Origin of the sequence: Candidatus Palauibacter sp. (assembly GCF_965261555.1) — a bacterium.
Classification (GTDB): Bacteria; Gemmatimonadota; Gemmatimonadetes; order Palauibacterales; family Palauibacteraceae; genus Palauibacter.
Genome location: NZ_OZ253465.1, coordinates 1,140,641 through 1,151,908, shown reverse-complemented (window position 1 = coordinate 1,151,908; position 11,268 = coordinate 1,140,641). Strand labels below are relative to the sequence as shown.

Annotated in this window: 9 protein-coding genes; 4 read left to right on the top strand and 5 right to left on the bottom strand. The window is 68.7% G+C overall.

Annotated elements, in window-relative coordinates; all coding sequences use genetic code 11:
• Positions 1-30: 30 nt before the first annotated feature.
• Genes ACQY5G_RS04895 through ACQY5G_RS04880 form a run of 4 tightly spaced genes read left to right on the top strand, consistent with a single transcriptional unit; the run spans position 31 to position 3,689 of the window.
• Positions 31-945: a creatininase family protein gene (locus tag ACQY5G_RS04895; protein WP_428277543.1), complete on the top strand. Its 915-nt coding sequence runs from the start codon at positions 31-33 to the stop codon at positions 943-945.
• Complete coding sequence (locus ACQY5G_RS04890) at positions 942-1,856, top strand: hypothetical protein (RefSeq protein ID WP_428277542.1); 915 nt, start codon at positions 942-944, stop codon at positions 1,854-1,856. The genes ACQY5G_RS04895 and ACQY5G_RS04890 overlap by 4 nt, the downstream gene beginning before the upstream one ends.
• Entirely contained in the window at positions 1,853-3,244 is a 1,392-nt protein-coding gene (locus tag ACQY5G_RS04885; RefSeq protein ID WP_428277540.1) for a c-type cytochrome, read from the top strand. The genes ACQY5G_RS04890 and ACQY5G_RS04885 overlap by 4 nt, the downstream gene beginning before the upstream one ends.
• 49 nt (positions 3,245-3,293) lie before the next feature.
• Positions 3,294-3,689 (top strand): VOC family protein, encoded by a 396-nt coding sequence (locus ACQY5G_RS04880; protein WP_428277538.1) that lies wholly within the window; start codon positions 3,294-3,296, stop codon positions 3,687-3,689.
• Here ACQY5G_RS04880 and ACQY5G_RS04875 read toward each other — a convergent pair.
• From ACQY5G_RS04875 to ACQY5G_RS04855, 5 genes are all read right to left on the bottom strand, one after another.
• The gene (locus tag ACQY5G_RS04875; RefSeq protein WP_428277536.1) at positions 3,686-4,039 is read right to left on the bottom strand and encodes a Bor/Iss family lipoprotein; all 354 of its coding nucleotides are present in this window, start codon (positions 4,037-4,039) and stop codon (positions 3,686-3,688) included. The genes ACQY5G_RS04880 and ACQY5G_RS04875 overlap by 4 nt on opposite strands.
• Positions 4,040-4,100: 61 nt before the next feature.
• Positions 4,101-6,101, bottom strand: coding sequence for an ankyrin repeat domain-containing protein (locus ACQY5G_RS04870; RefSeq protein ID WP_428277534.1), 2,001 nt, complete (start codon positions 6,099-6,101; stop codon positions 4,101-4,103).
• 35 nt (positions 6,102-6,136) lie between these two features.
• A complete protein-coding gene (locus ACQY5G_RS04865; protein ID WP_420615220.1) occupies positions 6,137-7,537 on the bottom strand; it encodes a DUF1552 domain-containing protein in 1,401 nt (466 codons plus the stop codon).
• A 37-nt stretch (positions 7,538-7,574) separates the two neighbouring features.
• Positions 7,575-10,007 carry a DUF1592 domain-containing protein gene (locus ACQY5G_RS04860; protein WP_428277532.1) on the bottom strand — a complete coding sequence of 811 codons (2,433 nt, stop codon included), beginning with the start codon at positions 10,005-10,007 and terminating at the stop codon, positions 7,575-7,577.
• A gap of 157 nt (positions 10,008-10,164) precedes the next feature.
• Positions 10,165-11,241: a prephenate dehydrogenase/arogenate dehydrogenase family protein gene (locus ACQY5G_RS04855; protein WP_428277530.1), complete on the bottom strand. Its 1,077-nt coding sequence runs from the start codon at positions 11,239-11,241 to the stop codon at positions 10,165-10,167.
• Positions 11,242-11,268: the final 27 nt, after the last annotated feature.

Here is an 11,268-nt window from a genome sequence, read left to right as displayed (position 1 = left end):
ATCTTCCATGCTGCGTAAACGAGGTGTGCCATGAGACAGTCCCGATTGATCCTCCCCCTGATCGCGCTGTTCGCGGTCTCCGCTACGGCTCTGGCCGGACAGCAGCGGAATATGACGCCCGAGGAGCGCGCCCGGATGGCCGCCGAGCGTGAGCGCCAGGTGCAGGAGGAACTCGTATCCGAGCGGCCGATCGAGGCGTTCGACACGGTGTGGATCGAGGAGATGACGTGGATGGAGGTCCGGGACGCGATGGCGGCCGGGAAGACCACTGCGATCATCACGACGGGCGGCATCGAGCAGAACGGGCCGTACCTCGCCACGGGCAAGCACAACTACGTGCTGCAGGGCGCCTGCGAGGGAGTGGCCCGCGAACTCGGAAACGCGCTCTGCGCCCCGATCATCAAGCTCGTCCCCGAGGGCGATATCGACGAACCGTCCGGGCACATGCGGTATCCGGGGACGATCAGCCTTCGCCAGGAAACCTTCGAGGCGGTGCTCGATGACGTGGCCTCGAGCCTCAAGGCGCACGGGTTCGAGCACATCATCCTCTTCGGCGACAGCGGCGGGAACCAGTCGGGCATGGAGGCGGTGGCCGCCCGCCTGAACGAGCGCTGGTACGACGCGCAGGCGCACTTCATCCCCGAGTTCTACCGCTACCGCGATGTCCACGACTGGATGAACACCGAACTCGGCATCTTCGAGACGGACCCGGAGGGGATCCACGACGACTTCGTCATCACCGCGATCATGATGGTCGAGGATCCGACGATGGTGCGTTACGACGAGCGCGTGGCCGCCGGCCGGGCCAGCATCAACGGCGTCCCGATCGCCCCGAAGGAGGAGGTGATCGCCACCGGCAAGAAGCTGCTCGGCTTCCGGGTGGATGAGACGGTGAAGGCGATCCGGGCCTCGATCGAGGCGAGCATGGCGGAAGCGGGGCGGTGAGAGCTGCCCGGATCCTGGCGGGCGTCGCCGTCGGGGCAGCGCTCTGCGCCGACGCGGCGTCGCTCGCCGGCCAGATCCCGTTGGGCAACCCCAGCGGCCGGGGGCAGACGGTGACTCCCGCCTACGAAGGCTGGTATCCGAACGCGGACGGCACGCTGTCGCTCTCGTTCGGCTACTTCAACCGCAACTTCGGGGAGACGATCGAGGTGCCCCTGGGGCCGGACAACGCGATCGAGCCGGCGGAGTTCCAGGGAGCCCAACCCACGTCGTTCGCCCCGCGGCGCCATTACGGCGTGTTCGTCGTCCGGGTGCCGGCGGACTTCGGCGAGGGGAAGGTCTACTGGACGCTGAAGATGCGCGGCCAGACGCTCCGCGTCCCGGGCCATGTGCACCGGGACTGGCAGATCGACGCGCTCAAGGGCGAAGCCGGCGACGGGAACACGCCCCCCGTCCTCCGCTTCGGAGGGGGCGAGGAAGGCGCGGGACCGGCCGGCGCCTGGGGAGGACCCCTCACGGCTCGGGCCGGAGAACCGCTCGACGTGGGCGTCCACGTTCGGGACGACGGCGTGGGACGCAGTCACTTCGTCGCCGGGAGCAGCGACGGCTCGCCGGTCAATCTCACGTGGTTCAAGCACCAGGGTCCGGGCGAGGTGACGTTCGGCGAGCGGACCGCCCGCGTTCCATCGAGCGGAGCCGAGGCCATCACGCCGGTCACGTTCAGCGAGCCCGGCGAGTATATCCTGCGCGTGCGCGCGAACGACGGTTCGGGCGTCTCGGCTGCAGGCCACGCCCAATGCTGCTGGACGAACGGGTTCGTTCGCGTCATCGTCACCATGACGCGACGCGTCCCGATTCGACGCGTCCCGATTCAGGGACGTTTTCCGAGTCAGGCTGGAGGAGCACGACCATGAGACAGACTCCGATCTCCCATAGACGAGCCGCCATCGCAATCGGCGCGGGGCTCGGCGCCCTGAGCGCCGCGGGTTCGGCGCAGGCGCAGGAGAGCGGGCCCGGGGAGGTGACCTTCAACCGGGACGTGGCGCCGATCCTCCAGGCGAACTGCCAGGAGTGTCACCAGGAAGGGTCGATCGCCCCCATGGCGCTCCTCACGTACCGGGACGCCTACCGCTGGGCGACGAGCATCCGCGAGAAGGTCTCGAACCGCATCATGCCGCCCTGGCACCTCGACCCGACGGTCGGGATCCAGGAGTTCAGGAACGATCGCAGCCTGTCGAGCGAAGAGATCGAGACGATCGTCGCGTGGATCGACGGCGGCCGGGTGGAAGGCGACCCCGCGGACCTCCCGCCGCCCGCCGAGTTCCCCGATCCGAACGAATGGCGCCTCAGGGCCGACTTCGGGGAGCCGGACCTGATCGTCGCCTCGGAGCCGTACACGCTCGAAGCCGAGACGATGGACAAGTGGTGGCGGCCGACCACGCCTACCGGCATCACGGAGCCGCGCTGGGTGAAGGCGATCGAGATCAAGCCGGCCGGCAACGACGCGCGCACGATCACGCACCACGTCCTCGCCTTCCTCCAGCAGGACGAGGAGGAGAGCCCCATGAGCGCCGGGATCGTCGAGGCGAGCACGCGCGGGGGCGCGATGGGCGGCCCGGGACTCTTCATGGAGTGGGCCGTGGGCAAGGAGGGCGAGATCTTCCCCGAGGGCGCGGGCAAGGTCATGCTCCCCGGCTCCGAGATGCGCTGGGAGGTCCATCTCCACGCGATGGGCAAGCGGATCGAGGACAGCTACGTCGAACTCGGCGTGTGGTTCTATCCGAAGGGTGAGGAGCCCCGGAACCGCACCCGGCTCATGTTCTACAACGCCACGGGCCGGACGGGTCTCGACATTCCGCCGGGCGAGGTCGCGGTCACGCAGGACTTCCACACGCTGCGCTGGCCCGCGCGCTTGGAGAACTTCCAGCCGCACATGCACATGCGGGGCAAGGCGATGTCCCTCGAGGCGATCTATCCGGATGGCCGCAAGGAGTTGATCAACCAGGTCGACAACTTCCAGTGGAACTGGCACATCAACTACATCTACGAGGAAGACGCCGCCCCGCTCCTTCCCGCGGGCACGACGCTCGTCATCACCGCCTGGCACGACAACACCGCCGAGAACCCGAACAACCCCGACCACGAGCAGTGGGTCGACTACGGGGACCGGACCGTGGACGAGATGGCGCACCTGTGGGTCGACGTGACGTACCTCGACCCCGCGGAGTTCGAAGCGCTCGTCGCCGCCCGCGAGGAGGCGCGCCGCGCCGCCCAGGCGCAGACGAACAACTCGAACCACTAGGCGTCAGCCGGAAGCCGGGCGCCGGCGCCGAGGATCCAAGCCGATGGCCATGACCGGTCAAGGCCTCACGCCCATGCTTGTCGTCCGCGACGTGGCGGCGAGTTCAGCCTGGTACGTGGAACTCTTCGGCTTCGTGAGCGGTCGGGGGGGCCATCACTTCGAGCGGCTCCTGGCGCCGGACGGAAGCGTCGAACTCATGCTGCACCACCGCGAGTTCAAGGCCCACCCGGGGATGACGGACCCGCACGAGGGGACGCCCGGCCGCGGCCTCCTGCTCTACTTCTACACGGATGATGCGCAGGCCGTCTTCGAGCGCGCCCGCGCCATGGGGGCCGACTGCCTCGACGAACCGCACGTGAACCCGAACGCCCGCTCCATCGAGTTCACCCTCCGCGACCCCGACGGCTACCCCATCTCCGTCTCCCAGCGGTTGTCTACGGTTTAGGGAGCGTCGCCGCCGTGCGGCTTTGACTCGTCAGACTCGTCGGCCGCTCCGCAGGTGACGGTGATCTCCATGGGGCTGTAGATCCCCAGTGTCAGGGTCGAGACGAGGCTGTTGAGAAAAGAGATGCGCGTCTCGACGAGCGCTACGCCGCCTTCACCGCATTGCGTTGCGGCTTTCACCGTGTCCGGCGCCACGAGGCCGCCCACGTATGCGTCCGCCCACTTGTCTTCGACCTTTCGCGGCCCAGGCTGGATGTCAGTGACCACCACGGCGTGGTAACTGGCGCACCCGGTGAGCAGAAGTACACAGAGAAGTACCGCACTGATACGGCGCATTGTCAGGTTCTCCAATGGGGGGGTGGTCCTGCCGAAAGGGCGGGCGCTGGTAGGGCAACGCCCGCCCGGACCCGACTCAGCAGCTGAGGCAGTTGTTGTTGTTCTTCGCGCCCATGCCCTCGAGGAGGGCGATCGTCTCGAAGAACGGCTGCACGCGCTGGATCGGGCCGTTCGCCATGTCGACCGTCGTCTGGCCGCTGCGGGCCACGATCAGCGGGTCGGCGCCCTTGCCGACGAGGTACTCGATCAGCTCGTTGTCGCCACGCGCGGCGGCGTAGTGGAGCGCGCCGAAGCCATCCGAGTCACGGCCATTGACGTCCGCGCCCAGCTCGTCGACGAGGTATCGGGCGGTGGCCATCCATTCATCGGGCCGATGCCGGTGCTGGTTGCCCGTGCGTGAGCGCCCGTAGCCGTATCCCGCGGCAGCGACGAGCGGCGGGATGCCCGGACCCCCGACCTCGACCGGCGGCAGTCCGCTCGGGTCTTCTTCCTCGTCGTCATCATCCGAGGACCGGCGCCGGCGCTCGGGAGCCTTCTTCGTCGGCATGTGCGGGTCGGCTCCGGCCGCCACGAGCATCCGCATTGCCGGGATGTCGAGCGCCTTCGCGGCACGCCAGAAGGGCGACGCGCCGCTGAAGTTCACGCCGAGCAGGTCGAAGTTGTAGGCCGAATACCAGATGTGCGTGTTCACGCGCGCGTTCGGATCCGCCCCGGCGGCGAGGAGCATCTCCATCAGCTCCATGTAGTCGAGTTCCTGCTGCCGGAACGCGGTGGGCTGCGGATACAGCGCCTTGGGAGCCCAGCGGTTGGCGATCGTCGCGTAGAGCGGGGCCACGCCGTCCTCGCTGGCCAGGTTCGGGTCCGCCCCCTGCTCCAGCAGCCAACCGGCGAGGTCGTAGTGCCCGTTCACGGTGGCGACGACGAGCGGCGTGCTCTCATCGCCCCCCGTCCTTCCGTCGATGTCCGCGCCCGCCGCGAGGAGGGCCTTGACGGTCTCGAAGTGGCCTTCGCGAACCGCGTAGTGGAGCGCGGTCATGCCGCCCTGCTTGCCGACGATGTCGGAGTAGCTCAGCGGCCGCGGCGCAGGCGTCGTCTCCTCTTCCGTCTCCTCCGCTTCGGGGGACTCTTCTTCGGCCGCGGCCTCCTCAGCTTCCTCAGCCTCCTCAGCTTCCTCAGCCTCCTCGGGTTCCTCCGCAGGCTCGGGGGGATCCTCGCCCTGCGCAGCCTCGGGTTCCGGCGGCGGAGTCTCCTGGCCGGGATTGGCGCCCGCACCCTGACCCGTCGCGGGGGCCGTGCCCGTCCGGTCCCGATCCGCCCGGTCGGCGGCTTCGCGCCGGGTCGGCTCCTGCCCGGACGGCGTGTCCGTGCGGGTGATCCCGGCCACCACGGTCTCGCCGCGCGCCTCGGCTTCGGCCTTTCGAATCGCGGTCAGAACCTCCCGGCGACGGCCCCGGGCCTCGCTGTCGGTGCGCGCCTTCTCGACGAAGTCCAGGACACGGGACGCGACCGACACGTCCGCGCCGTGCGCGATCAGGGTTTGCACAGCCTCGAGACGGCCGGCGGCAGCCGCGAAGATAAGTGGCGTCTGCCCGTTCGAGTTCTCTCGCGCGTCGACCTCGGCCCCGGCCTCGAGCAGGCTCGCGAGGGTCGGCACGTCCCCGCCGGCCGCCGCAAGGTGGAGCGGCGTGGCACCGGTCGTCGTTGCCGCGTTGGCGTCGCTTCCGGCTTCGAGCAGGAGGGTGACCGCCTCGGCCCGGCCGTCCCGGCTCGCGAGGTGGAGTGGCGTGTAGGCGCCCAGGCGCGTGGTCGATGCGACGTTGGCGCCGGCGTAGACGAGCACCGACACCATCTCCGCGTCGCCCTGAAGGGCTGCCCAGTGCAGCGCGGTCATCCCGTCGCCCTGGGCCGCGTTCACATCCGCTCCGTCGCGGAGGAGCGTCCGAACGGACTCGATATCCCCTCGCGCGGCCGCCTCCGCGACGGGGGCATCCATCGCGGTGGCCGCCCACAGCGTGGTCGCGCAGAGCGCGACGAGGGCCCCGGCCCGAAGACCGGCCTTGCCGATTCTCTTCAACATCGATCTGCCTCCGACCCTCTGACCGACCCCCCGACTCAGTCCTGCGCGACCGCCGAGAACGAGAAGTCGCCGGTGCTGTCGCCGAAGCTCTCCATGTCCTCCAGGCCGAGCTTGTGCATCAGGCTCAGCATCACGTTGGCCATCGGCGTCCCGTCCGGCGCCTTGATGTGCATGTTGCCTTCGAGTTCGCCGCCGGCCTTCCCGACCACGAACAGCGGGCAACGCTTGTGGTTGTGCAGGTTCGAGTCGCCCATCGGCGAGCCGTACAGGATCATGCTCTTGTCGAGCAGGTTCCCGTCGGGCTCCTCGATGCTGGCCAGCTTCTCGAGCAGGTACGGGACCATGCTCACGTGGTAGCGGTTGATCTTCTCGTAGTCCCGCACGCGCTCTTCGCGGCCGCCGTGGTGCGAGGCCGGATGGAAGCCGGCGTCGACGCCGCTGCCCGGATACACGCGGCCCGACCCGTCGCGGCCCAGCTTGAACGAGAACACCCGCGTGAGGTCCGACTGGAAGGCCAGCGCCTGCAGGTCGAACATGAGGCGCACGTGCTCGGCGAAGTCATCCGGCACGCCCGGCGGGGCCTCGGGAATCTCGCGCGTCTCCCCGCTCGTGTTGTGCGCCTCGATGCGCTCGATGCGGCGCTCGATTTCGCGGATGTTGTCGAGATACTGATCCAGCCGCCGCTGGTCCGTGGCCCCCACCGCGCGCTTGAGGCCGCTGACCTCTCCCATGATCCAGTCGAGGATGCTGCGGTCGGTGCGCCGGCGCTGGGCCCGGTCTTCCGCCGTGCCGCCGGCCCCGAACAACTGGTCGAACGCGGCCCGCGGGTCGCGGATCATGGGCAGCGGCTCCGTGGGCGACGCCCAGCTGATCGTGTCGGTGTAAACGCAGGCGTAGCCGTACGCGCACCCGCCGGCCTGGTCCACGTTCTCGATGCAGAGCTGCATGGAGGGGATCGGCGTGTCCTGTCCGAAGCGCTGCGCGTAGTGCTGGTCCATCGAGGTGCCGACGAATACGTCGGAGCCCTCGGTCTGCTTCGCGTGCGCCTGCGTGAGGAAGGTGGCGCTGGAGCGGAAGTGGTCGCCGCCGATCTCCTTCGCCGTCTTCGCCTCCGCGTTCTCGATATCCGTGTTCGAGATGATCGTGAGATAATCTCGCCACGGTTCGAGCGGGCTCAGGCTGCTCGGCGTGAGGTCGAAGTCGCGCCCCACCTTCTCGGGCGACCACATGAACTGCGACGCGCCCCACTCGTTGCAGCCCGCGGCGCCATGCACCATCTCGATGGCCACGAACCGCTTCACGTCCGTGAGCGACTTCGTCGAGGCCCACAGCCGGCCGGCCGGCAGCATCGCATCGAGGAACGGCAGCGCCACCGTCGCCCCCACGCCCTTCAGGGCCATGCGGCGGGAGATGTGCTTACCTGTGATGAGTTCCATGCTCACTCCTCCTGATCTGTTCCGCCGGGCGGCCCCCTCAGTGCCCGCCGCCTGCGTCGATATCTTCTTCGGCTATCATCTCGACGGCGCTCATCTGGAAGGGCGCGCTCTTCACGACCTCCATGATGAACGATGTCATCCGATAGTCATCGGCCTCCGCCACGCGCGCGATTTCCCGCACCGTGGGCATGTCGTAGTGTTCGATCCGGCGACCCAGGGCGTAGGCCATGAGATTCTCGATGAACGTCCGGACGAGCGAGTCCTCGCGATCGAGAAGCGCGGCCCTCAGATCCATCGCGCTCAGAATCGGGGTCCCATCGTAGAGTTCGCCCGACGTGTCCACCGTCCGGCCCTGGTCCTTGATCCGCCACGCACCGGTCACGTCGAAGTTCTCCAGCGCGAGGCCGATCGGGTCGATCACCCGGTGACACGACCGGCAGGCCGGGTTCGAGCGGTGCATCTCGAGTCGTTCGCGCACGGTCAGGAAGCGCCCATCTTCCGCCTCGTCCGTCGCTTCGAGGTCGGGCACGTCCGGCGGTGGCGGCGGTGGCGGAGTCCCGAGCAGGACCTCCATCACCCACTTCCCGCGCAGGACCGGCGAGGTGCGGTCCGCGTGCGAGGTCAGCGTGAGGATGCTCCCGTGGCCCAGCAGTCCGCGTCGCGCCTCGTCGGGGATCGCGACCCGGCGGAACTCCTCGCCGGTCACGTCCGGAATCCCGTAGTGCCGCGCGAGACGCTCGTTCACGAACGTGTAGTCTGCGGTGAGCAGTTCGAAGAATGAAGCGTCCGAACGCAGGAGATGCTCGAAGAAGAGTTGCGTCTCCTGCAGCATCGCCTCGACGAGCCGGTGATCCCAGTACGGGTAGAGCAGCGCGTCGGGGTGGATCTTCTCCAGGTCCTGCAGGCGGAACCACTGGTAGGCGAAGCGCGTCGCCATGGCCTCCGACCGCGGGTCGTCGAGCATGCGTCGCGCCTGGGCCTCCAGCGCCGCCGGATCCGAAAGGCGGCCGGCGTCGGCCATCTCCACGAGTTCGTCGTCCGGGTGCGTGCCCCACAGGAAGTACGAGAGCCGGGTGGCGAGGTCGATGTCGCTCAGACGGTAGATGTCTCCGGGAGCCACGTCCGCCGGCATCTCCTCGAGACGGAAGACGAAGTGCGGGCTCGCGAGGACCGCCTGGAGCGCGGTGCGGATGCCGACCTCGAAGCCGCCCTCGTCGACGCCGAGATCGAAGAACGCCATGAGGTCTTCGACATCGTCGGTCTCCAGCGGCCGGCGATAGGCCGTGGCCGCCAGCGTCCTGATGATCTGCCGCGCACAGGGCCGCTCCTCGTCGGGCGCCGTGGGCCGGCAGGAGAAGATCCGCTTGCGGCTCGGCGTCTCCGAGATGCCGGTGACCGTGAACGGCCCGGTGACGAGGAAGTCGCGCAGGTGCGGGAGCGTCGTCACGCCGTAGGCGCTGCCGATGTTCGAGTCGGCGAGCTTGTAGTCGATCGGCTTGATGAGGTCGTTGTCCGGACCCTCAGCGTTGAGGAGGAAGGCCGCCGTGACCCGCTGCGGACCCGCACGCACGTGGATCGGCTCGGTCTCGATGACCATCCCCTGCGGATCGGACTCCGACATGAACGGGTCGATCTCGAGCAGCGCCACGCGCGCGCCGTCGATCGACACCTCGATCTTCTCATCCGGCGCGGTCATCCCGTACAGGAACCCCGTCGGGCCGGGGTGCATGTCCATCTTGAACACGTACTCCCCGTCGGCCGGGAAGACGTGGATGACGGAGATCCCGCCCCGCGTCCCGAAGGGCGCGCCCTCGGCCCGGACCGCCTGCGACGCCGTCTTCGGCACCTTGTAGGTGACCTGTCGCGGGCCCGCGTCCGGGTCGCCGACCGCCATGCGGCTGATCTCGCTCGCCGCGCGCAGATAGCCCTCCATCAGCGTCGCGGACATCATCTGGACGTCGGCGATGTTGTCGAAGTTGTCGCTGATCGTCTCGGTCGGGAGGAACGCCTCCATGTCGACGTCGAGGTCGAGCAGATCCTGGACCGCGCGTCGGTATTCCGCGCGGTTGAGGCGCTGGAAGGTCCGCGTCCCCGGGTTCGGGTTCGCACGCGCCGCCCCGTCCATGCGGGTCTCGAGTTCCTCGACCACGGCCGTCAGCGTCGCCTCGTCCGGGCGCCGCACGCCGGGTGGCGGCATCATCCCGGCCCGGAGCTTCCGGATCATCTGCTCGGCGGTCTCGGGGTCGGCCTGCGGCTCGGCGGCGTCGAACTCGAGGAAGGAGCGGTTGCCCGCCCTGCGAGAGTCGTTGTGGCAGCGGGTGCACACCGTCTGGATGACCGAGTGCGCGAGGGTGTCCGGGGCGGGCGCAACCGCAAGGGCGTGCGAGGGCGCACCGAGCGGTGCATCCTTGCCCGTGACGGCGAGATACAGCGCCGCCGTTCCCAGAGCCGCGATCGCAAACTTCTTCATGTGGACCTCACCGGCTGTCGCCCGCATGCACCCGGGCAAACACCGCGACCCGGCGCGGCGTTTGGACGCACGAACCCCTCCCCGCATCCAGCCTGTGCAAGATAGGGATTATCAATGTCCGAACGCCAGTCGACCCGCGCCGGGCCACCCGATCGTGCTAGCCGCGGGATTCGAGGTAGTCGCGACCGGCAGACATCAGGGCGACGAAGGCGTCCTCGTCCCCCGCTTCGACGGCGTCTCGCACCCGCTCCGCGGCCGCCACGAGTTCCTTCAGCGCGACGTCCCCGTACTCGTTCAGCGACTGAATCTCGAAGTACATGTGCGGGTTCTCGCCGGCCAGCGCACGCGCCACGTCCAGCTGGGCCTCGAACGTCGTGCTCGACACGTCCGCCAGGCGCGGCGTCGTTTCGCCGGAGCGAGCCAGCGCCGTGAAGAAGGTGATATTGAGGGCGTGCGAGAGCCCCAGCACGAATCCCATCACCCGGTCGTGGCTCTCCAGGTCCATGCGCACCCGCGTCGCCATCGTCGAGGCGAAGAGCGCTTCCGCGCCTTCCGTGGCGTCGGCACGGCCCACGTCCACGAAGATCACGTGTTCCCCTGAGAGGAGTTCGGTGTCGGGGCCGAACATGGGGTGGACGGATGTGACACGGACCCCGGCCTCCGCCAGCGCCATCAGGCCGGAGCGCAGCGGACTCTTGAGCGACCCGATATCGAACACGAGGCCCGGCGGTCCGATCTCCGCCAGCCGTTCGAGGATCTCGTTGGCGATGACCATCGGCGTGGCCACGACGATCAGGTCGTGGTCCAGCGACGTCTTCGCCCAGTCCACGTGATCCCCCCCGTTCGGGTCGGCGTTCTCCACCTCGAACCCCTGGGAAGAGAGGAAGCGGACGAACCACCCGCCCATCTTCCCGGAACCGCCGATCACGAGGGCGCGTTTCCCGCCCCCTCTCGCGGCCGCCGCCACGCTGCCCCGTTCCTGCACGGTGAGCGACGAACGGATCAGTGAAAGGACGAGGTCCTCGGCCAGCCGCGGCGAGAGGCCGAGGTCGCTCGCGGCGGCGCGGGCCCGCTCGATGACGACCTTTTCCTGCCGGTAGTCGCGCGTGGGCGTCTGCAAGGCGCGCTTTCGCTCCCCGACCTTCGCGGAGAGCGCCTGCCGTCGCGCTATGAGTTCGAGCAACTCTCGGTCGATGCGCGCGAGTTCGTCTCTGAGTCGATCGAGGTTCGGCACGTCTCGCTCCAGGGGATCCGCGGATTT

Coding starts and splice junctions, on each gene's coding strand:
- ACQY5G_RS04895 (WP_428277543.1), top strand. CDS start 31: ATGAGACAGTCCCGATTGATCCTCCCCCTGATCGCGCTGTTCGCGGTC.
- ACQY5G_RS04885 (WP_428277540.1), top strand. CDS start 1,853: ATGAGACAGACTCCGATCTCCCATAGACGAGCCGCCATCGCAATCGGC.
- ACQY5G_RS04880 (WP_428277538.1), top strand. CDS start 3,294: ATGACCGGTCAAGGCCTCACGCCCATGCTTGTCGTCCGCGACGTGGCG.
- ACQY5G_RS04870 (WP_428277534.1), bottom strand. CDS start 6,101: ATGTTGAAGAGAATCGGCAAGGCCGGTCTTCGGGCCGGGGCCCTCGTC.
- ACQY5G_RS04865 (WP_420615220.1), bottom strand. CDS start 7,537: ATGGAACTCATCACAGGTAAGCACATCTCCCGCCGCATGGCCCTGAAG.
- ACQY5G_RS04860 (WP_428277532.1), bottom strand. CDS start 10,007: ATGAAGAAGTTTGCGATCGCGGCTCTGGGAACGGCGGCGCTGTATCTC.